This window comes from Spirosoma endophyticum, from assembly GCF_900112365.1.
Taxonomy (GTDB): Bacteria; Bacteroidota; Bacteroidia; order Cytophagales; family Spirosomataceae; genus Spirosoma; species Spirosoma endophyticum.
This window is the reverse complement of record NZ_FOLQ01000002.1, coordinates 1-25,455: the sequence shown is the minus strand read 5'-3', so window position 1 is coordinate 25,455 and position 25,455 is coordinate 1. Positions and strand designations below refer to the sequence as shown.

The 25,455-nt window shown below is 45.5% G+C and carries 20 protein-coding genes and 1 pseudogene; 9 read left to right on the top strand and 12 right to left on the bottom strand.

All coding sequences use genetic code 11. From position 1 onward, the window contains the following. Positions 1-104 precede the first annotated feature (104 nt). Together BM202_RS05160 and BM202_RS05155 are read left to right on the top strand one after the other, a co-directional pair. Positions 105-1,358, top strand: a complete 1,254-nt coding sequence (locus tag BM202_RS05160; protein WP_093823725.1) for a DUF819 family protein — start codon at positions 105-107, stop codon at positions 1,356-1,358. 56 nt (positions 1,359-1,414) lie between these two features. Next, positions 1,415-2,038 carry a DUF2306 domain-containing protein gene (locus BM202_RS05155; protein ID WP_093823724.1) on the top strand — a complete coding sequence of 208 codons (624 nt, stop codon included), beginning with the start codon at positions 1,415-1,417 and terminating at the stop codon, positions 2,036-2,038. Between the two features lie 158 nt (positions 2,039-2,196). On the opposite strand, the gene BM202_RS05150 is transcribed toward BM202_RS05155, so the two are convergent. The 5 genes from BM202_RS05150 to fumC form a co-directional block, all read right to left on the bottom strand. Next, positions 2,197-3,756 (bottom strand): DHA2 family efflux MFS transporter permease subunit, encoded by a 1,560-nt coding sequence (locus BM202_RS05150; protein ID WP_093823722.1) that lies wholly within the window; start codon positions 3,754-3,756, stop codon positions 2,197-2,199. Between the two features lie 85 nt (positions 3,757-3,841). Beyond that, positions 3,842-4,954: an HlyD family secretion protein gene (locus BM202_RS05145; protein ID WP_093823720.1), complete on the bottom strand. Its 1,113-nt coding sequence runs from the start codon at positions 4,952-4,954 to the stop codon at positions 3,842-3,844. Between the two features lie 28 nt (positions 4,955-4,982). Next, on the bottom strand, positions 4,983-6,314 hold the full coding sequence (locus BM202_RS05140; protein ID WP_093823718.1) for a TolC family protein: 1,332 nt from the start codon (positions 6,312-6,314) through the stop codon (positions 4,983-4,985). A gap of 1 nt (position 6,315) precedes the next feature. Continuing rightward, the gene (locus tag BM202_RS05135; protein WP_093823717.1) at positions 6,316-6,747 is read right to left on the bottom strand and encodes a MarR family winged helix-turn-helix transcriptional regulator; all 432 of its coding nucleotides are present in this window, start codon (positions 6,745-6,747) and stop codon (positions 6,316-6,318) included. A gap of 325 nt (positions 6,748-7,072) precedes the next feature. Then, on the bottom strand, positions 7,073-8,485 hold the full coding sequence (fumC, locus tag BM202_RS05130) for a class II fumarate hydratase (protein WP_093823714.1): 1,413 nt from the start codon (positions 8,483-8,485) through the stop codon (positions 7,073-7,075). A gap of 288 nt (positions 8,486-8,773) precedes the next feature. Here fumC and BM202_RS05125 point away from each other — a divergent pair, with 288 nt between their 5' ends. After that, on the top strand, positions 8,774-11,521 hold the full coding sequence (locus BM202_RS05125) for a M14 family zinc carboxypeptidase (protein ID WP_093823713.1): 2,748 nt from the start codon (positions 8,774-8,776) through the stop codon (positions 11,519-11,521). A 189-nt stretch (positions 11,522-11,710) separates the two neighbouring features. On the opposite strand, the gene BM202_RS05120 is transcribed toward BM202_RS05125, so the two are convergent. Next, complete coding sequence (locus BM202_RS05120) at positions 11,711-11,908, bottom strand: hypothetical protein (protein WP_093823711.1); 198 nt, start codon at positions 11,906-11,908, stop codon at positions 11,711-11,713. A 202-nt stretch (positions 11,909-12,110) separates the two neighbouring features. Between BM202_RS05120 and BM202_RS39010 the strand changes: the two are divergent. The 5 genes and pseudogenes from BM202_RS39010 (at position 12,111) to porU2 (ending at position 19,178) form a co-directional block, all read left to right on the top strand. Continuing rightward, a pseudogene (locus tag BM202_RS39010) lies at positions 12,111-12,963 on the top strand (dienelactone hydrolase family protein). 119 nt (positions 12,964-13,082) lie between these two features. Next, complete coding sequence (locus BM202_RS05110; RefSeq protein WP_093823709.1) at positions 13,083-13,559, top strand: hypothetical protein; 477 nt, start codon at positions 13,083-13,085, stop codon at positions 13,557-13,559. A gap of 173 nt (positions 13,560-13,732) precedes the next feature. After that, positions 13,733-13,930: a hypothetical protein gene (locus BM202_RS37105; protein ID WP_177236508.1), complete on the top strand. Its 198-nt coding sequence runs from the start codon at positions 13,733-13,735 to the stop codon at positions 13,928-13,930. Between the two features lie 207 nt (positions 13,931-14,137). Next, positions 14,138-15,481, top strand: a complete 1,344-nt coding sequence (locus BM202_RS05100; RefSeq protein WP_245776531.1) for a histidine kinase — start codon at positions 14,138-14,140, stop codon at positions 15,479-15,481. A gap of 445 nt (positions 15,482-15,926) precedes the next feature. Continuing rightward, positions 15,927-19,178 (top strand): putative type IX secretion system sortase PorU2, encoded by a 3,252-nt coding sequence (gene porU2, locus BM202_RS05095; RefSeq protein WP_093823703.1) that lies wholly within the window; start codon positions 15,927-15,929, stop codon positions 19,176-19,178. Here the strand turns inward: porU2 and BM202_RS05090 are convergent. Continuing rightward, entirely contained in the window at positions 19,175-19,876 is a 702-nt protein-coding gene (locus BM202_RS05090; protein WP_093823701.1) for a hypothetical protein, read from the bottom strand. The two genes, porU2 and BM202_RS05090, sit on opposite strands and share 4 nt — an antisense overlap. Positions 19,877-20,092: 216 nt before the next feature. Here BM202_RS05090 and BM202_RS05085 point away from each other — a divergent pair, with 216 nt between their 5' ends. After that, on the top strand, positions 20,093-22,063 hold the full coding sequence (locus BM202_RS05085) for an asparagine synthase-related protein (RefSeq protein WP_093823699.1): 1,971 nt from the start codon (positions 20,093-20,095) through the stop codon (positions 22,061-22,063). Here BM202_RS05085 and BM202_RS05080 read toward each other — a convergent pair. The 5 genes from BM202_RS05080 to BM202_RS05065 all read right to left on the bottom strand — a co-directional run. Then, positions 22,053-23,222 carry a nucleotidyltransferase domain-containing protein gene (locus tag BM202_RS05080; protein ID WP_093823697.1) on the bottom strand — a complete coding sequence of 390 codons (1,170 nt, stop codon included), beginning with the start codon at positions 23,220-23,222 and terminating at the stop codon, positions 22,053-22,055. The genes BM202_RS05085 and BM202_RS05080 overlap by 11 nt on opposite strands. Then, positions 23,223-24,134: a phosphoenolpyruvate carboxykinase (ATP) gene (locus tag BM202_RS05075; RefSeq protein ID WP_093823695.1), complete on the bottom strand. Its 912-nt coding sequence runs from the start codon at positions 24,132-24,134 to the stop codon at positions 23,223-23,225. A 27-nt stretch (positions 24,135-24,161) separates the two neighbouring features. Next, complete coding sequence (locus tag BM202_RS05070; protein ID WP_245776530.1) at positions 24,162-24,374, bottom strand: PqqD family peptide modification chaperone; 213 nt, start codon at positions 24,372-24,374, stop codon at positions 24,162-24,164. A gap of 166 nt (positions 24,375-24,540) precedes the next feature. Next, positions 24,541-24,684, bottom strand: coding sequence for a lasso RiPP family leader peptide-containing protein (locus BM202_RS36555; RefSeq protein WP_143100635.1), 144 nt, complete (start codon positions 24,682-24,684; stop codon positions 24,541-24,543). A 358-nt stretch (positions 24,685-25,042) separates the two neighbouring features. Beyond that, a partial coding sequence (locus BM202_RS05065; RefSeq protein WP_143100634.1) for a T9SS type A sorting domain-containing protein occupies positions 25,043-25,455 on the bottom strand: 413 nt, incomplete at its 5' end.

Sequence of the window (25,455 nt, the reverse complement as noted above, 5' to 3'; positions counted from 1 at the left end):
AGGTCAGATGTTGTAGTTTAGACTTTTACTACCTCATGTAAACTTGCCTACGTCTGCCGGTTGCCTGAGTATTGAAATAGCTTTACCTGTCACGCTACCGGGCAATGAACGAACCACTCATCACCAATGATGCCATCATTCTAGGCATTTTTCTGGTACTACTCACCCTGATTTTCCAAACGTCCCAGTCGAAACATCCTTTCTGGCAACGCGCCTACACATACGTACCATCGCTGTTACTTTGCTATATTTTTCCGGCTGCGATGAACAGCTTTGGCGTTATTTCGGGGGAGCAATCGAGCCTGTACAAAGTCGCCACTACGTATCTATTGCCAGCGGCTTTAATCCTTCTTACCTCTACCGCCGACCTGCGGGCCATTGTCAGGCTTGGCCCCAAAGCCCTGATTACGTTTATGTCGGGGACCGTGGGCATTATCATCGGCGCACCGATTGCCTTTTTTCTGGTCATGTGGCTGATACCCGGCTTTCGCGAACAGGCCATCGCCAACGAATACTGGAAAGGACTGGTAACCATTTCGGGAAGCTGGATTGGCGGCAGCAGCAGTCAACTCGCCCTAAAGGAAATATACGGTTGCAGCGAAGCACTTTTTGCAATTATTCTGGTGGTCGATGCCGTTGTATCAACAACCTGGACCGCCTGCCTGATTTATGGGGCTGCTTATAAAGACAAAATTGATGGTTGGCTCAAAGCCGATACTACCTCAATCGAGGAGGTAAAGCAGCGAATACTGGCCTATAAGGAAGAACCCGACCGGCCCGCCAATTTGCTGGATTTGAGCACCATACTGGCCCTGGGATTTGGGGGTGGTGCACTCGCTCATGGGTTTGCCTACTGGATTTCCACTACGTTGCAACCGTATAAAACGACCCTCGCTACGTATGGACTGGACCCGTTCACGTCTAATTTTCTCTGGGTTGTTATTCTGTCTACCTCGCTCGGTATTGGTCTTTCATTCACCCGATTGCGCAAACTCGAAAAACTCGGCACTACAGACCTCGCTACGTTGTTTGTCTACTTTCTGATCATGACCATCGGCATGCGACTTGACCTCTCCAACATAGGCGGCAACCTGGGCCTGTTTTTGGTTGCGGTCATCTGGATGTTCATTCACATCGTGATCATGCTCATTACGGCACGTATCATTCGGGCACCTTACTTTTTTGTAGCAGTAGGCAGTCAGGCTAACATTGGCGGGGTTTCAACTGCTCCGGCTGTCGCGTCAATCTTCCATCCGGCGCTGGCTCCTGTGGGTGTGTTGCTGGCCGTTCTCAGCCATGTATTGGGCGTATATGGGGGCCTGATTACCGGCTGGTTAATGCAGTTGGTAACGTATTGAAAAATATAAAAACTCATTGCTAACCAGTAATTTAGGACAAAAATACGATCAAAGCGATGACTATTTCCCTAAAAAAAGCACTCCTTTATGTAGCCTATGCCTTGATTATGGTTGTGGCGTTGTACGCCCTGACTTATTTCATTCCAAATTACCAATCGCCTTTTCTACAACACAAACCTCTAGATAATACGTTGTGGCGAGTTACCTTCTGGACGCACGTTGGCTTAGGTGCTTTAGCGCTGGCGCTGGGTCCGTTTCAATTGTCCGTTAAACGGCGGCAACGTAATTTAAATCTGCACCGGCAGCTAGGTAAGTTATACGTAATCAGCATTTTGGTGGCCAGCGTGTGCGCTTTTTACGCGGCCTTTTTCGCCGATACGGGCTGGATCGCTGGTTTAGGTTTCGCGATGCTGGCGCTTGCCTGGTTTTACACAACCCTACGCGCTTATCAAACCATCCGGCAAAAGCAGGTTGATCAGCATCGGGCCTGGATGTACCGAAGTTACGCCGTTACCCTGGCGGCAGTTACGTTACGTATCATTTTGCCCGTTGAGTTAGTGCTTTTGGGTTTACCATTTAGTCTGGCCTATCCTATTGTTGCCTGGCTTTGCTGGGTGCCCAATCTGATCGTCGTCGAATGGTGGTTAAGCCGTAAGCAGCTAGGAATGGGTACTTCTTAGTAGGTTGCCTGCGTAAAGAAGATATACTATTTTCAACAATAAGCCATCAAAGCGTAATATTCTAATAGCGAACCAATTACCAAAAAAAACATCGGGTAATCTTTCGACTACCCGATGCTGAAACAAGAAACAACAAAACGTAAGCTCTTTTCCCGCCCTTACTCCATCACCATCTCGGTATGAGCAGGTGCTTCAATTTTCTTACCGATAAACAATAACAGCAACGGCACGCAGACCAGGAAGAAACCGCCGATAACCAAAAAAGCGTCGGCATACGTCATCACTAGAGCCTGTTTCATAACGGCTCCCTGCATTATGCCATAGGCTTTGCTGGTGGCTGCCATCAGCGCATCACCTTTCGACAGAAACAGGCCAGTGTATTGCTTGATACGCTCGACTGAAAATGGATTATAAATCGAGACATTATCCCCCAACCGCGATGCATGAAACATGGTACGCGTTGAAATATAGGTCGTCATGATAGCCGTTCCGAACGTACCACCCAACTGACGAATCATACCAGTCAGCGCCGACCCCTGGGGAATTTCGATGTTTTTCAGATCCGATAACGTAATGGTTGTCAGCGGAATAAAAATCAACCCCATGCCAATACCCCGAACGATGAGCGGCCAGAAGAAATAATCAGGACCGGCCACAAGACTAATTGCCGACAAATCGAAACAGAAACCAAAGAACATTAAAAAGCCAATGGCGGCATACCAGATCGGCGAGATATAATTCTTACTGAGCAATCCTCCAACAATTGGCATCATCAACCCCGTCGCGATGGAACCGGGCATCAGCAGCAATCCCGTTTGGCTGGCCGTGAACCCAAGAATGGTCTGGCAGAAAACCGGAATAATAAAGACCGATGCAAACAGTCCAAAACCCAGAATGAAATTGAACAACGTACCCACTGCAAACCGGCGCTGAAGTAGTAATCTCAAATCCAGAATGGGGATTTTAACGGCCAGTTGTCGCCATATAAAGCCTATCAGACCAACACCGGCCGCAATAGACATACCGACAATAAAGCGTGAATCGAACCAGTCTTTTTCTTCGCCTTTTTCCAGAATGATCTGCAATCCACCAATACCCATGATTAGGAGTATCAGCGCCAGCCAGTCCATCTTACCGGCCGCAACCTTCTCGGCAGGCTCCTTGATGTAGGTATACGTCAGGAATGTGGCCAGGATACCAAACGGGATATTGATGTAGAATACCCAGTTCCACGACAGGTTATCGGTGATGTACCCCCCAAGCGTTGGGCCAATGGAGGGGCCAATGATGACCCCCATCCCGAAGATGGCGTTGGCAATACCGATATCTTCTTTAGGAAAGGTTTGAATCAGGATCGATTGGGCTGTGGTCAGCAGACCACCACCGCCAATACCCTGCACTACCCGGAAAAATACCAGCTCCCATACGTTGGTAGACGTACCACAGAATATCGACGCAATCGTGAACATGACGATCGACGCGGCAAAGTAATTTCGGCGGCCCAGTTTGGATGTCAGCCAGCCCGACATGGTGATCATAACCGCACTGGCGGCTGCGTAACCCGTAACAACCCAGCTGATATCGCCAAGCGATGCACCGAGGTTACCCATCATCTGGTTCAACGTAACGTTGACAATCGATGAGTCGATCGTTTGCAGCAAAGCAGCCATCGTTACGGTCAAAACGATAACCCATTTATCAAAACCTAACTTGAACATAATTTCAATGGTTTTCGGTTTATGGTATTCAATGTACGGGGTCCGTCGCTACGGTCCGCCATAAACCGAATACCGAAAACCAATACTATTTTTCCTGTAAATCCACGGCAACCGTCACACTCATACCAGGACGAAGCCGGGCGTAAAGCGGACTATTTTTATCCAGATCGATACGTACCGGAACCCGTTGTACGACCTTCACGTAGTTACCGGTAGCGTTATCAGGAGGCAGCAAGGTAAACTTCGCACCCGTCGCACCGGCAAACGAACCAACATGCCCCGTCAGTTTTTCGCCATCGAAAGCATCTACGTCGATGTCTACTTTCTGACCAGGCTGCATTTGGTTCAACTGCGTTTCTTTGAAGTTAGCCGTTACCCACAAGGTCGAGTTACTAACGATTGAACAAAGCGCTTGTCCAGCCTGAACCAGTTGACCTACCTGCACCGACCGCTTTGAAACAACACCCGAAGCCGGAGCCAGCACAACCGTATAGGAAAGCTGAAGGTTAGCCAGATCCAAGTCCGTCTGACGCTGTTTGATAGCCGCCTGAGCCACTGAAATCTGCCCTTTGGTTGCCCGACTCTGCGAACTGGTAACACCCGTTTGTGTACCAGCCGCATTCACCTGCGACTGAGCCGTTTGCAACTGAGCCTGAGCCGCTTGTAACTGAGCCTGAGCGGCATCCCGTTCGGCCTGCATGGCGTCATATTGCTGTTGGGGAACGGTTTTTTCAGCCAGCAATCGACCGTAACGTTCAAAATCCTGATTGGCCTTGCGAGCACGAGCCTGCGCTGCTGCTACGTTAGCCTGCGCAGTAGCTACCTGATTTTTAGCCGTCTGAACACCTGCCTGCGAGTTTTGTACTGTTGCCAGTGCTACGTTCACCTGCGAACGGGAAACCCGGTCGGAAGCCATCGCACTTTGCAAAGCTGCTTCGGCCTGAGCTACCCGGATTCTGTAGTCAGCATCGTCTAATACGACCAGCGTATCGCCTTCTTTCACGAACTGATTGTCTTTGAAACGAATAGCTTTTACATAGCCGCTTGCCTTGGGAATGACCGGATTTACGTCACCGTCAATCTGCGCATCATCGGTGGTTTCATGACGTTGCAGATACTTAAATTCACTGTACCCAAAAAAGAGGGCGATGGCCAGGACAATGATGCCCCCTACACGGATTAAAGTTTTGGTATTCATGGTTAGTCTATCGCTTTACGAAACGAGATTAATTAAGGTTGTTGCCCGTGGCTTTTAACAGGCGCTGATAGGCCAGTTGCGCATCGACGGTGGCGTTGATAACATTAAGTTGTGCCTGCAGCAGGAAGCTGTCAGCCTCCAGCAGGTCAGTCGAACCGACCAGCCCATTGCGAAACCGGGATTCGGTCAGGCGGTAATTTTCCTGCGCCTGCCCAACAGCGGTACGTATCACATTCTGTTGCTCCAGCGCCAGTTGGTAATTGTTATACGCCGTAACTACCTCCGACCGGATTTGATCGGTTTGTTGCTGGCCTTGCAGGTCAGCCTGATCAATGGCCGTTTTAGCACTGTTTAATTTGCCTTTCAGATTATAGAGCGAACCAATATTATACGTCAGCCCCAGTCCTACGTTCCAGGCACTTACAAACGAACTTCCTTCAGGAATGAGTTTGGCCGTTGGGTTGATGTAGTTATACCCTACCGATGCACCAAGATGTGGGTACATAACGCTTTTGGTGTTACGCAACAGAGCCTCGGCCGACTGGACACGTAGTACATTAGCCTGTACTTCAGGACGTATTTGCACAGCCTGCGTCAGGAAATTGCTTAGTGGTTCGACGGTAGTAATGGGATTCGTCAGCGTCGTATCAACCGCCACAGATTGTTCGGTCGGCAAACCAACCAGCAGATTAAAATTGTATAGTGCTGTCTGTCGGGCTTTGTCAACCTGTAAACGGCTCAGTTGCAGGTTATTCTTTTGCAGCTGAATTTTCAACACTTCGTTGGCGGTTACGATACCCTCCTTCTCCAGATTCCTGGCTTCGCGTTCTTTCTCATCGAACTGCCTGATACTCTGCTCAATTACAGTCGTTGACTTAATCAGCTTAACGATGTTATAATAAGCATCAGTTACCGTATAGACTAATTCCGAGCGATTCCGTTTCGCATCCAGATGGCTAGCTTGTGCTAATAAATTAGCCGACAATTCAGCCGACCGTTCCGCAAAACCACCAAATATTTCTTTGGCAACCGTAACACCCCCGATAGTTGCATTGAAGGCGCCAGCCGGAATGCTGGCCAGGGCTTTTCCATCGGCATCCTGCCCGAATGAGAACGGCCCCGTCAGGCTATAGCGGGAATAAGCCAGTGACGCATTCGCCGTTGGCAAACTACGATCCTTCGCTTCCTGCGAACGGGCTTCGGCCGACAGCGTGCGCGAATCGGCCAGTTTAATGCCCTTGTTGTTTTGTAAGGCCAGTTGAATGGCCTTGTCGAGCGGCATTACAGAGGGTGTTGGCTGGGCGGTTATATATCCCAAACTCAGCAACCACAAGCCCGCTCCTATTACGTACTTTTTCATTTTACCGATTTCTAATTTTTTCCAGGAGTGTGTTCATTGTGCGTACTTCGTCGTCAGTCAGGTGGCTCACGATCGATTCAAAATTCTTGAACTCTATAGCAACGGTTTCTACAAACCGGTAGGATTCTTCAGTGAGCCGTAGGTTCACCCGACGACGATTTTGCGGATCAACTTCGCGAACGATCAAGTTTTTGGCAACCAGCCGGTCGGTCAACCGAGTCATATCTGAGTTCACATCCGTCATTTTTTCCTTCAATTCCCCGGCGGTTAAACTGCTGGGATAAACCTCCGAAAGACGTCGTAAGGTAATGTACTGCTGAACCGACAGATCGAACGGAGCTAGCTTTTGTCCAAAATAGTTGAAGATATACCCATCGGTCATATGCAGGTTTTTAATCAGCCGGTGGTATTCATTCACTAGTTGCATTTCCATATTCAGTAGGGCGTGTCAAAGGTATAACCAATATTCGTTTAAACAAATTTCGTTTAAACGAGGAAAAGTAATCATCGAAATCCCTTGTAAACGTTAAGAAAGGCCAATTAGCTTTATTTAGTACAACAAAATGCTATTATAAGAATAATACAATATTATTCATTGGACAAATAGCCACTTAGCAGTATACTTTAAGAGGGATGACGACTGATTTTTTAATGAAATTTTAACATCATCGCCATGTTCACCTCGAACACGAAAAGAGGCTGGTCAATAGCATGACCAGCCTCTTGTAATACGTTTTATAAGTGTGCGTTGAGATGGCTTAATCTCCTGACACGTTGGACCGACCCACCATGTCCTCCGGCTTTACCCATTCGTTAAACTCGTCTTCGGTCAGATAGCCGAGTTGTAGCGCAGTTTCTTTCAGGGTCGAGCCATTTTTGTGGGCAGTCTGGGCGATTTCGGCAGCTTTGTAATAACCGATTTTCGTATTCAAGGCTGTCACCAGCATCAGCGATGAATCGACGTGCTTTTTGATATTGGCTTCGATGGGTTCGATGCCTTCCGCGCACTTGTCATTGAATGATACGCAAACATCGCCGATGAGCCGGGCTGAGTGCAGAAAATTAAAGATCATGACCGGCTTGAACACGTTCAGTTCAAAATGCCCGTTCATACCGCCAATGTTAATCGCTACGTCGTTGCCCATTACTTGTGCCGCCACCATTGTCATGGCTTCGCACTGTGTTGGATTTACTTTACCCGGCATGATCGACGAACCCGGTTCATTATCAGGAATATGCAGTTCACCGATGCCCGCCCGCGGGCCACTCGACAGCATTCGAATATCGTTGCCGATTTTCATCAGGCTGGCCGCTACGGTTTTCAGTGCACCATGGGCTTCCACAATAGCATCGTGGGCAGCCAGCGCTTCAAACTTATTTTCGGCCGTAATGAAAGGTAATCCCGTTACGTTGGCAATGTGTTTTGCTACGTTCTCTGAGTAGTTTGGGGGCGTGTTGATGCCCGTTCCAACGGCGGTGCCACCCAGCGCCAGTTCGCTCAGGTGAGCCAGTGAATTGTTGATGGCGCGCAGGCCATGATCGAGTTGTGATACGTAGCCCGAAAACTCCTGCCCTACCGTCAGCGGTGTAGCATCCATAAAGTGCGTTCGACCGATTTTCACGATGTTCATGAACTGTTTCGACTTGGCCGCCAGCGTATCGCGCAGTTTCGTAATGCCCGGAATCGTTACGTCAAGCAGAATTTTGTAGGCCGCAATGTGCATGGCCGTCGGGAACGTATCATTGCTCGATTGCGACTTGTTTACATCATCGTTGGGGTGCAGAAACTTCTTTTCGTCGGACAGTTGACCACCGTGCAATACGTGTCCACGATAGGCAACGACCTCATTTACATTCATATTCGATTGGGTGCCCGATCCTGTCTGCCACACGACCAGTGGAAACTGGTCGTCCAGTTTCCCAGCCAGAATTTCATCGCAGGCCTGACCGATAAGGTCACTCTTTTCCTGCGGCAATACGCCTGCGTCAAGGTTCGTTAACGCAGCCGCTTTTTTGAGGTACGCAAACGCCCTGATGATTTCGTGGGGCATTTTATTGATGTCCTGAGCAATTTTGAAATTCTCGATAGAACGCTGAGTTTGAGCGCCCCAATAAACGTTGGCCGGGACTTGTACCTGGCCCATCGTGTCTTTTTCGATGCGGTATTCCATGAAAATAGTCGATAGTGTTTAGTCAGTAGTCGTTAGTAACAGGTATCGGCGGGTTTTCCTGTCGACTCCCGACCAACGACTATACTTGCAAAGGTAGGCGGGGGCTTGTGTTTTACCATACGGTTCAATAGGTTTCCGTAATCTAAACCCTTTGGCACAAACTTGCATCGCCTACTGATAGAAGTGCGTATTTCCAATTTCGTTTGACGATATTGCTGCTAGCCGGATTTACTGCAAAATCATAGCTCAGTTCCGTATATTTTCCAACTTACTTCCTCTCATACAACCATGATCAACAAGTACCTCTTCTTTTTCTCGGCTATCTGGCTGGGATTGGGTTCGGCGCAGGCGCAGAACCGATATTATTTTCCCAGCTATACTGGTGGTTTTGATGCGACCATTCCAACTCCGGAACAGTTTCTGGGTTATCCGGTTGGATCGCATTATACCCGCTATGATCGAATCGTCGATTATCTGAAAGAACTGGATCGCCTGTCGGATAAAGTCAGTTTCAAGGTTATTGGTAAGACTTACGAAGAGCGGCCACAGGTTATTGCCTTTTTTACCTCAGTCGAAAATCAGAAAAAATTAGAATCGCTACGTACGGAGCACCTTCAACTGATTGATCCCAAAGCAGCCGCTCCCGACTACAAAAAGCTACCTGTTGTTGTGCATCTGGCCTACACGGTTCATGGAAACGAAAACTCCAGTAGCGAAGCGGCCTTACTGACGGCTTATTATCTGACAGCCTCTACGGCACCCGAAACCGCCCTGTGGCTCCAGAATGCCGTTATCAGTCTCGATCCTGCCGAAAATCCGGATGGACGCGACCGGGCTGTGCAGTGGTTTAATCAGCACAAATCCTTTCCGCCCGTAACGGACCCACTCGATCGGGAGCACAATGAACTTTGGCCGGGCGGGCGGTTCAACCATTACCTGAACGATCTTAACCGCGACTGGTTGCCGCTGGCTCATATCGAAAGCCGAAACCGAATGGCTTTCCACCGCGACTGGTACCCAAACGTAATGATCGACTTTCACGAAATGGGCACCAGCAGTACGTATTATTTTGAACCCTCGAAACCTTACAGCACAGAAAATGATTTGATTCCCCGCGCTACGTACGACGTACTGAATGTCCACCTGGCCAGGTATTTTGCGAAAGCACTCGACAACCTGGGCTCGTTGTACTGGACAAAAGAACAGTTCGACAACCTGTCGCCTATTTATGGGTCAACCTACCCTGATTTTACGGGCGGTGTGGGCGTAACCTTCGAAGTGGGTAGCTCACGAGGGCTGGCTCAGGAAGGTAGCAACGGTATCGTTACGTTCCCGTTCACTATCCGCAATCACCTGGCCACGGGATTGGCGGCCGTGAAAGGGGCCGTCGAAGAGAAGGAACTGTATCTGAAACACCTCCGCGATTTCTACGCTTCCGCGCTGATTGATGCACAGAAGTTTCCGACCAAAGCCTATGTATTCGGCAGCTCAACCGACGAAAATCTGACAAACCGGTTTCTGGAAACGCTGCTTCTGCACAAAATTAAGGTCTATGATTTACCCCAGAACGTAACGGTAGACGCTAAGAAATTTGACAAGGGGCGTGCCTTCGTCGTGCCAACGAATCAGCCGGAATACCGTCTGGTACACTCAATTTTCGAAGAAGTGACGGCTTTTCATGACAGCGTATTTTATGATGTAACGGGCTGGTCGCTGGTTCATGGCTATGGCCTCCCCTACGCCAAGTTGAAGGATGTTGCTTTAGTAAAAGGAGAACCTATTGGGACAAGACAGACCGTGGCCGGGCAGATACTGAACGGACCATCGAACTATGCATACGTATTGAACTGGAGCGATTTCCATGCCTCAAAAGCCCTGTCGCTGTTGCAACAGGCTGATGTACAAACCAAAGTGGCCATGCGGCCATTCAGCGTTGAAACAGGTGGACGTTCCGGATCTGGGCCTCAGATGACCAATGACTCCCGTATTCAGGACTTTAGTTATGGCTCCATCGTGGTACCGGTAGCCGGACAGAAACTGTCACCGGACTCCTTATATGCGTTGATTGGCCGGGTTAGCAGACAGGCTGGTGTACCTTTTGTTGGCGTACCTACTGGCTTGAATGCCAAAGGAATTGACCTGGGTAGCAATAATATTCGTATGCTAAAAAAGCCGGAAGTAGCCATGTTGGTGGGTCAGGGCGTTAATCCGTCTGAAGCAGGAGAAGTGTGGTTTCTGTTAAGCGACCAATTGAACCTGCCGCTAACCAAAATTGATATAAACAGTCTTAGCCGAGTTGACTGGACCCGATACAACACGGTTGTGTTAGTCGGTGGCCAGTACAATTCGCTGGATAAAACTATGGTGGGCAAACTGAAAAGTTGGGTCGAAAATGGCGGTACGTTAATCACAACTAAAAACGCATCGGAATGGGCCATTCGGCAGGGATTAGTAAAAGAAAATCTGTTGGCATCTGTTGTTCCCAGTCGGGCTGACACCGTAAAAACAGCAGGTGCGGCTAAACCCACAGACCAGACAAAAATGGTCAGTCCAGACCGGGTCAGTCCAGACCGGGTCAGTCCAGACCGGGTCAGTCCAGACCGGGTCAGTCCAGACCGGGTCGATTTTGCTAACATTTCGCTCAGAGAAGGTCCCCGAGCAGTGGCCGGCTCAATTTACACGGCTGACTTAGACCTTACAAATCCTATAGGTTTCGGTTTCAGCGACCGTAAAATCTTTATCTTTCGCAATGGCACTACGTTCCTTAAACCGAGCAGCAGTCCATATAGTACAGTAGTAAAGTATACGGCATCGCCTTACGTAAGTGGCTTTGTCTCCACTGAAAACAAGAAGAAAATCAGCAATTCGGCAGCGGTTGTGGTCAGTACAGAAGGTCAGGGGCGAGTAGTGCTGTTCGCGGACAATCCAAATTTTAGGTCGTACTGGCACGGCACGTCGCGGTTATTTCTAAATGCTATTTTATTTGGGCAACACCTGAGCGTGCCAACTCCGCCAGTGTCGTCGGACGAGAATTAATTGATATTCAAGCGCCAGGATATAAATTCGATGTACGTTGCCTTACGAAAAATCTGCATGAACACGTATCGACATTACCTGAAGGATTTCAATCTTTCAGGTAATGTTGATACGTATAACTTAACTTCCTGGACAATTCGGCTTTAAGCTTATCAGGGTAGTCTGACAAACTTAATCTACTGACAGCACTTACTGATCAGTTTCTCTATAAGCCAGGCTGGAGCGGCTGTCTTGTTGTTGACTAGAGAAAAACGGTTTAGGCTGGTTCAACCGGTACATAGTTTCATGCACTGCTCTTTTGTACTGAGCAAAACGAAGCTTGAACTCCGAAAAGCTTACAACTTCCTGGCAGATCGAATCGAATTTAAATTCATCGTCTTGATACATGGCAGTGAGCGTTAGATAAACATTTCTCCATATACGAAAACAACTATGTAACGGATTTACGATAATGATAAATATTTGGAAAATTTATTCTACCTAATCTAATACGCCTGAAGCAGTTTCTTGACTCAATCGACATTTTTAGCCGATATAGGTGATTACCGTTACGTTAAGTACTCATTATAAGCCCAAAATCAAACAACTCATGGATCAGCGAATCATTAACCTTTTCGACGAATACACGCACAAACCCCTTAAACGCGACGAATTCCTAAAACGGTTGGCTAGTTTAACAGGTAGTATGGCCTCGGCATTGAGCGTACTGCCGCTCCTGGAAGTCAATTATGCGCAGGCTGCAACGGTTTCGCTTCATGACGACCGTATCAAAACGGAGTCCGTTACGTTTCCGGGATCAGACACAACCATGAAAGGCTATCTGGCCCGTCCGGCAGCCGCTGGCAAGTATCCAGCCGTAGTGGTCATTCACGAGAATAGGGGCTTAAATCCGCACATAGAGGACATAACACGTCGACTTGCTTTATCTGGCTTTCTGGCGTTGGCACCCGACGCCCTCTCGGCATCGGGTGCCAACGCCAGAAAGCCAGATGCGGGAATTATTTGGCAAACTAGACGCTCAAAAGACGCGCGAGAACTTTGTGAAAGCCCTCGACTTCTTAAAAACCCGCCCCGATAGTACGGGCAAACTGGGGTGTGTGGGCTTTTGCTGGGGTGGAGCTATGGCGAATCAGTTGGCCGTTCATGACCAGGAACTGAAAGCAGCGATTGCCTTCTATGGTCGCCAGCCCGACGCAGCCGATGTACCAAAAATTAAATCGGCGGTGCAGCTCCACTACGGTGGTCTGGACGAACATATTAATGCCGGAATTCCAGCTTACGAAGAAGCGCTGAAAAAAGCCGGAGTGCCTTACGAAATCTATGTATATGAGGGCGCGCAACATGCATTTAACAACGACACCGCTCCAACGAGATACAATGAAGCAGCCGCCAGGCTGGCCTGGGAACGTACTATAACGTTTTTGAAGACAAAGCTGACGTAGTAAATTGCCCATTCAGTAATAAATAGTAACAATTTATCGAGTATCTGTTTATGTATCAGTAGCCTTATCTGCTTCTATGTGGTAGATGGGTATTGACCAAAAACAAACGACTACAACGTATGAAAAGCACAATAGAAGAAAATCCAGTGAAGGGGTTGAGCCTGGCGATATGGGCGGGTATTCTGGCGGGAATAGCAGGAACGGCGGCCATTACGGTATCGCAGATGATTGAAATGCGTCTGACCAAGCGTTCACCCAGCACCACGCCTGTGAAAGCGGTTTCTAAAGTTCTTAAGGTAAAGCCAACCCGAAAAGATAAACAAGAGACCGTCTCCCAGGAGATTCATTGGACCTATGGAACGTCCTGGGGAATTCCCAGAGGGCTCATTGCTCTGGCTGGTGTGCAGGGATGGCCAGCCACGCTGCTTCACTTTGCCGCGATCTGGGCCACTGAGTTGACGATGCTCCCTTCACTTGATGTTGCTCCACCCGTTACAAAGGAGGACCCAAAAACTGTGGCTATCGATGCGCTGCATCACGCGGTTTATGCTGTAGCCGCCGGTCTGGTATATGATGCGATCAGTAAAGAAGATTAAAGGGGAAATTATTGACTGATATCTGTTAAACAGGGATAAACAAATGAATTCCTAATGACTTATTTATAAATAGTTGGCAAAATTAGAAATTTCGACGCCCACAATGGGTTACTTTTCTTCTAATGGCGCATTAATAGGTTAAAACGTATCAACTCCTATAATTCATTGTAATCATGGTAAAATCTGCATTCTTCCTTCTATCGATGATGGCTTTGGCTACAGCTTGCTCTAGCACAAAAACTGAAACAACCGAATCAGCCACGACTGTAACGGATTCCACCTCAACAATGAGCATGGATTCGACGAAAATGGGTGGTGACAGTACGTCGACGATGTCAACTGACACAACCAAGAAAGATTCGATTAAATAGTTGATTAAGTCATTTTATAAGTTTGCAAAGGCTCTCACTAGTGGGGGCCTTTGTTGTTTGGCAGCCAGCACGGCCCTTATTTGAACCAGCAGTCGTATCCTTTTAAACCGACAAGCCTGAATAATTGCCGTTGGTTAATTATTCAGTCGGTAGCTAATTCCATTTTTGTTAACTTTAAACTGCCTTTTTAATCTACAGTGAGTAAAGATGATGCGGTACGAAACATGGCTGTTTCTTTTCCTGGGTATGATGATGGCAATACTGTTGTACAACCTTGTGCAATGGTGCCTTTACCGTGAACGAATCTATGGTCTTTACACGGTTTACCTGCTAGTCTGGCTCCTTTATTTTCCGTTGCGCGAGGCTGAGAATATTTCTGCCCATACCGCTGATTTTGTGCGAATTATTGGCCCAATGGCCGCCTACTTCGTTTACTATGATTTCACGATTGCTTTTCTTAACCTCCAGGATCGTCATCCTGCTTTATTACGTCTGTTCCGTATTACGCAAGCTGGCTTAGTCACCTATCTCGTAATAGAAGTCGTTTTTTGCTTTTTCTCCGATTACTGGAAACTGCCAATCCACGAACTCATTCACACGGTAGTGCGGACAGGACTAGCTGTTTTATCTGGCTACATTGTCGTTACCATTTACCAGAAGAAAGATATCATTTCCCGGTTTTTCATTACCGGTTCATCTATGCTCGTGCTGGGCGCCCTGGTAGCGATGATTCTGACAATGTCATTAGCCAACATCAGTTCGGGGGTTTTCTGGTTCACCCCATTAACCTATCTTCAAGCTGGCATCGTGCTGAAATTATTGTTTTTTTCCATAGGCTTAACCTATCGTCATCGCCGTGATGTGCTCAAAAAGTCATTAATTCAACAGGCACTTCTTCGGGAGCGCGAACTACGACATCATGATCATACGGAGGCCAATCAGACTGTGCAATCGCTACAGCAGGAGGTAGCCGAAATGCAAATGCGGGCGCTCCAGGCACAATTAAGCCCCCATTTTTTGTTTAATAGCCTCAATTCCTTGTCAGCCTTGATTGCTGATGAGCCAACAAAAGCGGAGCAATTTGTTGATGAGCTATCAAGTGTGTACCGCTATCTGCTTCAGGCTAATGATCGGGAGTTGACCTCGCTGTCTATGGAAATGAAATTCATCAATTCCTATTATCATCTGCTGAAAACACGCTATGGCCAGGGTATTCGTTTAGAAATTGCGATCGACAATGCGCATGAGGAATGCTTGCTCCCCCCGCTGACGTTGCAGTTATTGATCGAAAATGCGGTAAAGCATAATGTAGTTTCGTCTAGCAGTCCGTTGACGATCAGAATTTTCACGAATAGCGAGAACCTTTTGGTGGTACGGAACAACCTGCAACGTAAAGGCATTAATCGGTTTTCTTCCACCAAAAAAGGGCTTCAAAATATTAATATGAAGTATCGGCTCTTAAACCAGCCAACGATAGATATTTGTGAATCGGATGAGGCATTTGATGTAATTGTGCCCTTGATTCCCGCTAAAGCGCAATTGACTTTTTAGAAACCCTTCCCATCTAGCTATACCACCTATACGGCACGTAGCACTTAATAATTCATGGCCGTAATTATCCATATTCATTGAGTAAATTACGCTATTTCGCTTCAAAAACTGAAGTAGGTTTCTATTCGTATATACGTAGCAATACGGCCCACAACTGCCCATTATTTCAGGCGATCTCATTATCTTTGGAGTACAACTGATAAAATGCGGTGCATCTATCTATTAGCTTAAACTGTTTGCCACATTATTCACCACGCTTTCGTATTAAATTAAGGTGTGCTTTTCATCTTACCCAGTAGCACAAATCGGCTTAACGTATCGAACTAGACCAGCTCATGATTAGTCTGTCAAGGTGAAGAAGGAGCATCAATTTGCTAATTCGGTAAAGTTTACAAGCCCCTAAATACCTGTAATCAGCGTAAAACATTAATTTAGTTAGTCTAATATGAGAATTTGGTTACTATCGATATTGTTTATAGGATGTTCGCTGGCGGCAAATGCCCAGAGTCGATTTGCGAACGAATGGGTAAAGTATAATCAGAAATACATAAAGGTTTCAGTAGCTCAGGCGGGCATTTACCGACTAAGTTATCAGGACATTAAAAACGCAGACGCATCTTTTCTTGCGACAAATCCGGTCAACTGGCAATTATTTTTTAGAGGGCAGGAAATCTCCATGCGGGTGGTCGGTCAGCAAGATGGTCTATTTGACGTTCAGGATTATGTTGAGTTTTATGGCGAAGGAAACGATGGCAGCCAGGACTCTTTATTATACCGTCCTAAAAAACGATTACACCCTTACCAAACACTATATTCTGATACAACCGCCTATTTCTTAACCAATTCCACAGGAGCAGGCAAACGAGCGGTGGAACTTAACAATTCAGCACAGGGTCTTACTCCCGAAAAATTCCACGTTGAGGAAACCGTACAGGCTTTCACCAGCGAGTATACATTCAACAACCTTAAAGGCATTGAGCCGTATCTACAACAAAGTTATTTTGAGCCGGGCGAAGGTTGGTCAGGGAACAACCTCACGCTGGATTCGGTTGGCGTCGTTCAATTGAAATTGACAGGCCGCGTTGTGAACGACTGGCCAATCAAGTTGGATGGCATGATCAATGGCAGGGACAATTTGCCTCATAGCGTTCAAGTCCAAGTAGGTCCTACGTCAACCCTACCTTTATCTTTTTTGGGCTTTGCCAGTCAAACGTTTCAGCAAACTATTACGGCGTCGGCACTCCAAAATGAACAGCTCACATTACGTTTCACACCGGTTAAAACGGGCTACGCAACCAATAATTTTTCGATAACATACGTAAAACTCACCTACCCACAGGCATTGGATATGACGGGTAAGCTTACTAAAGCCTTTCACATCCTGCCGAATTCAGGGCTAACAGCCTTACTATCTGTTACAAATGCTCCGGCCTCTTCGCTTGCCTACGACATTACCGACAAGGCCAATTGCCGTTACCTGGCTACGCAGATAACAGCTACACAAACACAGATAGTCGTCAGTCAGGCAGATCGGAACCGGACTATTTTCGTCAGCAATCAACTAGCAAAACCAGTGGCCATTAAGGCCGTTCGCTTTTCGTCTACATTCCCAAAAGCTACTGATTACTTAATTCTTACGCACGCTTCGCTTCGGCAATCGGCAGCCACCTACGCTGCTTATCGGACATCGGACCAAGGTGGTCATTACACGCCCTTCATTGTGGAGCCAGATTCGCTCTACGATCAGTTCAATTATGGTGAAAAGAGTCCACTGGCCCTACGACGATTTGCTGATTACATGCTCACAAACACGGGCGTCAAGTACATGCTCCTGGTGGGTCGGGCATGTAGTTATCCCTATTACGTGAAAAACACGGCGAACGATCTGGTACCTACGATTGGCTATCCAGGTTCAGATATTTTACTGACGGCTGGTCTGGGAAGTTACCCAACTAATTCTCCGGCAATTCCGACGGGGCGGCTTAACGTAACAACGAACGATCAGGTGCTTGCCTATCTGGAAAAAGTAAAACAACTTGAGACACCAGCCTTAAATGGCTTATGGCGCAAACACATTCTACACATTAGTGGCGGCAACGGCAAGGATCAGGCACAGAGTTTACGATCGGCTCTGGTAGAGGCCGGTAAAACGTTTACCAATGGATTGCTGGGTGGACAAGTAACGTCGTTCAGTAAAACTATTGAAGCTGAAGTACAGAATATCAATATTTCCCCCCAGGTTAACGACGGCGTAAGCCTAATTACCTTTTTTGGTCATGCTGGGCCAGGCATTACCGACATGAATTTTGGGTTCGCTTCACCTCCGGAAAACGGATTTCACAATCAGAATAATTATCCGCTCATGATTTTCAATGGCTGCGGAGCTGGTGAGATTTTTTCCCGTTTCAACACGCTTTCAACGGATTGGCTACTAGCTCCCCAAAAGGGCGCAGGAATAGTACTGGCCCACTCCTACTGGAGTTTCGAACAACCAACCACCTTATATCTGACGAAATTATATACTGATTTATTTGCTGACGCCAGCACCCTCGGCATGTCGCTTGGCAGAGTGCAGCAACGATTAAACCAGGATCTCGACAAGGGAGCTATGGATGCCTACGTCGAATCAGTAATGCTTGAGATGATTTTGCAGGGTGACCCCGCTTTAAGCGTTTACCCCTTACCCAATCCCGATTTTCTGGTTAGTCAGAAAGGGATCTACCTCCAGTCCTCAGTAGTTGGCAGCGCTATCAAAAGCAGTGATTCCATACAGGTGGTTATACCCATGGCCAACCTGGGAAAATTTGTGTCTGGTCAATCCATCTCACTATCTGTGAAAAAGACTACTGCTACGTCTTCTACGAGTACTATAGTAAACTTTGGTTCATTCCGCTATCAGGACACGCTGACCGTCACGATTGCTAAAGATCTCAATCTGCAAAAAATAGAGATACTTATTGACCCCGATAATAAGGTTGTCGAACTAAGCAAAACCAATAATAGCGCTACGTTAGCTATCGACTGGACCCAGGTACAGGGGAGCAGTTACCCAACCACCGCTTTACCAGATGCGATAAGCCCAACAATTACGGTATTTGTGAATGGAGCCATTAAAGAAAATAAGGCTACCGTGGATGCAAACCCACACGTAGAAATTTATTTACTGGATCAGAATGCCCTTTCTGCGAAAGACACGTCGGCTGTCGATGTATACCTAAAGAGTTGCGACACCTGTACACCCCTCAAGCTTTCGCCGAAGACGTTTGAGATTTCATCAACTTCGGATAATCAGTTGCGCATAGCTACGAGTCTTTCGCTAAAGGCTGGCAGCACGTATCAGCTTGTTATTTTCGGTAAGGATGCTGCTGGCAACCGAACGTTATCGCCTTATACACTTGATCTTACCGTGTTAGGAAACGACGAGCCAATTATACTACGCGCCTATCCAAATCCTGCCACGACTTATGCAAAATTTGAACTAACATTAAATGTACAGGAGTTACCCGTGGAATCCCGCCTGATGGTTTATAACCTGGCTGGTATGCGGGTTTATGAGGATGTGTTTTCCTTATCAACCGGAAAGAACTCTCTTTTATGGCAGGGGGCGTCGCCAGGAATTTACCTCTATTCACTCTTACTAACCTGGAAAGGAGGTCGGATGGAAACCTATAAAGGCAAAGTTCTCTGGCAGAATTAAGGCAGCCGGTTACTAGCGAGCAACTCTATTTTCTTCCTAGTACCCGACTCTATTATAGCTTTGCCGATGCAGTCTGCGGACGACTGACAATAAGCCAATGATACGTTCTCCTGGTAAATCAAGCCAACATTCTGGGCGTATATCTGCCGGTATTTCTCCTGATTTACCAGGGTCGAATCATTCGGCCCTACCACTGAAATAGTTTGGTTGAAGTTCAACTTTCCTACGGCAAATGCTTTACCATTGTCTTGGTATTTAAGCAACGTATCGGGGTTAGCATTGTATGCATTGATATTCCAGGATGTTGCAGCGCTAATAGGGAAAACCATTTTTACGACTGGTACATTATGTTCCTGACTAACGACTTCTGTTAGATTTTTATACACAGTGTGAATGCCATTAAGTTGCCAGCCCGCTTGTTCTGTTTTCTTTATGGATTCTTCAACAAGAAAGAACAACTGGCCATTCTGGGTATATGAACTAGCAATTTTCTCTTGCAGCTGATAAGAAGTATTTATAACTGGGCTAGCAATTGCATAATTGGCCTGTGTCACCTGATATACCCAGTAATCACCGATCTCAAGTGGGAAATAAGCCGTGTCATTAGGTGCAGGATCATTATTAGTTTGGCACCCTCCGACAATGATGACTGAAATCAGCAAAACAATTGCACTATAGAGACGGGTATATACTATCATCGTCAAGCTTACGAATCGTTAATTTTGTACGAGCAGTGTTTAAATATCATCCTGCCGAGCGAAGATACGAAAGATGAATTGAACAGTGACGCTGAACAGACAAACTAACATTCCTTGGCCCTTATGTGGGCTTTTCGTTTCTTTGTAGTTACGTCATTACTATTGGCAGACTCACGCTCGTGATTGTCAGACAGTTATTTTTTGTTGTTTAATACTATGGGGGGAATAGCAGGACTGGTTCGATTTGATGGGCAAGCCATTGTTGAATCCGATACGTTGAGCATAACCAAGTTGTTGAGGCATCGGGGTAATGTAACAAGCTATCAAATAGACCAGGGTATACTTCTGGCATTTGGTGGCAAAATTGAACTGGATAAGCCTGCTCAAACCTTTGCCACCGTTGATGCTGACGTTTTTGGCAACGCTACACCTGATCAACCTTTTACCACAAAATATACTCGAAACGGGCCGATAGCTTTTAACGAACTTAATGCTGATTTCGCCGTAGCCATCTGGGATGCCAATCGTTATACGCTTTGTCTCAGCAGAGATACAATGGGCGTGAAACCCCTATATTATGTATACCAGCCTGGCCGCTTCTGCGCCTTTGCTTCTGAAATCAAGGCGTTATTAGCCCTTCATGAAGTTGTGGTGAAGCCTAATCAAAACAAGTTCAGAGAGTATTTAACCTGGCCAACACAATATATACCTTATACAATCGAAACATTTTACGAAGATATTTATAATGTTTTGCCTGGACATTATCTTCAGGTCAGTGCTCAGAACGTAAAGGCTCATTCTTATTGGAGTGTAAATACCAAAAAATTTAATGGTCTGAATACCCCTGAAGATTATTCATCACTGTTTAGAGAGTATTTTACGACAGCGATTTCTGATCGTATAGCCGGAAAAAAACTTGTTGGTTCTCATTTAAGTGGCGGGTTGGATTCATCGTCCGTGAGTAGTGTTTCCCAACGTGTATTATTGAGTCAACATCGACCCACCCTTCATACCTTTAATATTGATACTGAACAACCTTATGCTGAAGAACAGAAATATGTACAGGCTGTGGTCGATAAATACGCTACTCAGCATCATCGGGTTCGTCCATTACCTGACGTAGTGGATTCTGTGCTGAAGATAAGTCATATGTTTGATCGGCCCGAGCAGTTTATTATTCCCTCCAGTTTCCACTTTAGTGTATCTGTTCAGGCCCAACAACTTGGCTGCGATATTCTTTTAACCGGGCATGATGGCGACAGCGTTATTGCCAACTGCTTTGAATATCTGGATCAACTGTTTGATGCTAATGATTGGGAGCGCTTTCAAAAAGCCAGTCAGGAGTTTGTTACTAATTGTGGTTATAATCTTTCGTATATTCATCCTAAATGGCTTCAATTAAGCCATCAGATGAAATTGACAAAATATTTTGCACATACCATTACGTCTACTATAAAAAAGAATTTTCGCGGAAAAGCTTATTCAAACTTATTAGCCACATTCCAGGATCAAAACCGTTTTTTCGATATTCCAGCGACCGCTATTATTGCTTATTTTTATGATCGACTAATAAATAAATGGCAGTTCCGCGCTCAAATAGATGATGCCCTCACAGCCGATTTTAAACAACGCTTCCCTCACAGGCAGCAACAATCGACTGAAAGCCTGGCAACGAGCCTGTCGACTGACAAGTACGTTATTGGCAAGCAAATTCTAAATACAACTAATGTAACCTGCAACGAACAATTCAATCATATTGGAGCCTATTATGGCCATGATTATTCCTTTCCTTTTTTTGATAAAAATATTATCGAACTAGGCTTATCTACGCCATTAGTGGTCGGTTTTGATCACGGCCGCGGGCGAGGGCTTATACGTAATGGTTTACAGGGTATACTGCCGTCTATTATTGTAGAAAGAGTTACAAAAGCCAACTTCGTTGAGTACGGCAATATATCAGTCCGGGAACTATATGAGGCCACTCATGAGCAATTTGCATCACCAAGCCATGCTATATGGGAGATTATTGATCGAAAGGAGTTTGCAAAAATTTTAGGCTTTGTCATTAATCCCCATATGCCAATTGTGAAGAAAACGCGCTATAATTGGTTGTTAAGTCGCATTATTTACCTTGCATTATGGCTCGGTTCACTGCCTCAACCCAATACCAAACATATCAGGAAATAGATAAAGACTTATATACTCCGTAAATGATACGGAAAAATGCAGTTAAAAAACCGAATTGCCTGGGCAGGTAGAAGCGGTATCTACCAATTTTAATCAGGCTGGAACGGAACACGAAATGGCTGATATAGGCCGTATAAATTTTCAGTTTTTTCGTGAATTGAGTTTGAGCGCTTGTAAAAAGTGCGATTTGCCGTAACCCGGGATTGATTATGAGTAAAGCCTTCTCTACTTCCCAGTTTTTTTCGTAAGCTACGGCCATGGAATTCACTTGTTCAGAAGCGATTAATTCTTCTACTGAAGCTGGCAAAGGCAGATTCCATATCTGATGACACCATTGCACACCTACCAGAAATACCGTTTCGAGTCCATATTGACGTAACTCCTGTAATAGCCAGGACCAGTTAATATCTTTGTTATTCAGTGAAAAATAAAGATCATTTATGTAAATAATCTTTTGCCAGATGTTAATAACACCATGATGAATTACTAGTATAATGATCTGGTGTTCCTTGACTAAGAGTGGTGGGGTAAGTATATCTTGTAAACAAAAGGAAGCATATTGCTTATTCAGACAATCGATTTCCCAGTGCAGGTCAATATCGAAATGACTTTTGTTAAAGAATGGCTTAAAAAGACTAACTTCCTGTAAATCAGCCAATATGATACGTTTATTATATTGTAGATAGTGTTTATACTGATGCCCTAACTGATATTGGTCAGCTTCTAATAGCTGTATAACCTCGAAAAGGCTGTTTTTCTCTACGAGTATATCAAGATCCCCAATACTTCGCAGACTTCTATCTGGATAATTATTTTCAGCTAAGTAGACTCCTTTAAACGCTATATGCTTAATATTATGCTCGGAGAGCAATTTTGCAACCCGATGATACTCATGTAATTTGAGCATACTGTCCGTTGCAGTTATCTGACATTCGTGCTGTAGCCTCGTTAGAAATTTTGCAGGAATATTAGGCAAATCCTGGAGCGTTCTATACAAAAAAGGCGCTACACGATGCCGGTCAGCCAATGAAAAAAGAAAATCCCAATTCAGTTGGTATTTTCCTAAAAATTGGCTTAGCTGTGTTTTTTTTTCCAATGACAAGTCCATCGTACAAGTCATCAATAACAATTCTAGTTCAGAGGAGCGGCCAGCATTCATTTAAATCGTTGTTTTCATATAGTCAACAAACGCATAAAGCTTTGCAAAGTCTGCTGGACGACTCATTCTAAAAATCGGTGTGGTTTGCGCAATAGTTACACTCTTCTCAAAATGATCTTTCAGTTGTCCGCCACGAAGAAGCAAATCGGGCAAAGGAAAATAGCTGAGCAAAGCAACAGGACCTTCACTCTTGTCAAGTTGGCTAATTTCAGTGTTTTCTCCTTTTGGAGGGCTTAAAATAAAAATCTGTTCCAACGGTACAGCCGCTTCTTCAAATGAAACAGACTCATGCCACGAAAACTTAGTACTACCTGTACGTAAAACGTTTAAGTCATTTTTAGATAATTGTAGTCCCTCAACACTCTTTTCCCAAATTTTAATTTGAGGGAAAGCAGGTATCAATGAAGGTTTACCCATTTCATCGATTCGAATACAAACCATATCATCACTTATAATACTGACTCCTTTTTGCGCAAACGCGGCAACAGTGGTTGATTTTCCAGCACCCGGTTCACCAACAAACACAACGCCTTTATTATTTAGCTGAATAGCACTGCCGTGAAGCAATAAATAACCGTTTTGAAATAGTATCAACCCAAGCGCTTCACTTAAAATAAATAAAGACAAAATCTTCACATCAGTTTGATTTGTATCCACTATGAGCTCATTCCCGTTTGCAGCCATAAAGCATGCAATCGGTGACCAGTCTAACCACAATCGACCATCTGATTGGGCGAATTGGGCATCTAAACCAGCACGATGTATTTTAGTAGGGGCCAGCGGGGGAATTTCGGAGATGTTCCCAAACTTAACAGTTAGGTCAACTGTATCAGTTTGTATTTCTTTGAGAAGAGGTAATGAAATTTCGGAACCAATACGTAGGCCATAAGCCGTATAATAAAATTTACTCATTGCATACTTAATAGAAAATTTCGATGGCTATGCAGTTGCTTCGATAAGCTTTTCATTCAGCATACTTTCTAAAAATAGCTTTAGCTCGTTATGACAAACTGATTCTTCTACCTCAAATTCATTAAGTATTCCTTCTTGAAGTTCTTGAACAGACATTATTTTATTTACCTGTAATAAAGACCAAATAAAACCACCGATTTCATTCAATTCATAGTAATTACCCAATTCGTAATTTAACACGATAGTTTCTTTTCCGAGAACTGAAGATGACTGGCCCGATACTATCTGGACACGGGTACTAGGACTTATTATCATAGATTAAAATTAGTTGATAAATCATAAAAATAGCTTGCTTAGTCCAAATATGTGGCTAAGCAAGCTATAATCTATACTCTGTTTCTATTGCTTAAGCAAACCCAGGCTGTGATCCATCACTAATAGAGCCTAGTTTCAGCGTCAGTTCTTTTACGCTACCTAGAGACTTAACCTGTGGCGTTTGATAGTCTTTTTTCGCACTTGAAAGCTTGCTAATAGTTGTCTTAGTGGTCATAATGTTTTCAATTTAAGGTCTTTAAAATGGTGAATTTCAAGTTTCAACTTGCTAAGAAGCTCCATTAAACATACTACCGAATGGTAATTGTAAACCTGACCTAGCTTCTTGATGGTCAGTCAATAAATCTGATATATAACGTCTCAACTGGTTACAAATAAAGGATCTGAATTCGCTAAGAGGTTTTATAGCTTTTTCAATTCGAGGACAATTTAGCGACCTTAGAATAGAAAACAAAATTTATATGCTAAAAATCTCCAATTAGTTGACCGCAACTGAATTAGCATCGATATAGATCGAAAATATCAATTATGCCAAACCCCTCGTAATTTAATTCGATTCAGTAAATATTCTATAGTTACTGAACGACCAACCGGTGCAGGCGCACTTGACCACGCTCTTCCACCCGTAACAAATAGACGCCGGAAGACAACTTCTCAGTAGGCTTCAGCCCCACACTCGACGTACCAACCGTCGATTTCTCCACCTCAATCGAACGCCCAGTGGCACTGTAGAATTGCAGCACTGCGTTAGCGGGCTCATCCAGGGAGACCGTGAAGTTATTCGAAGCTATTGGGTTGGGGTACACGCCATACACCCCATCAAGCGTAACCGGTACGGCTGAGTAGGTCCGGCTAGTACCCGATAAATCCAACTGCTTCAAGCGGTAATAGCTGGTACCCCGATAGGGATTGGCATCCGTGAACTTGTAGGTGTTCAGACTGGTGCTGTTCACCGCCACATCATTTACCTCCCCAATAGGCTCGAAAC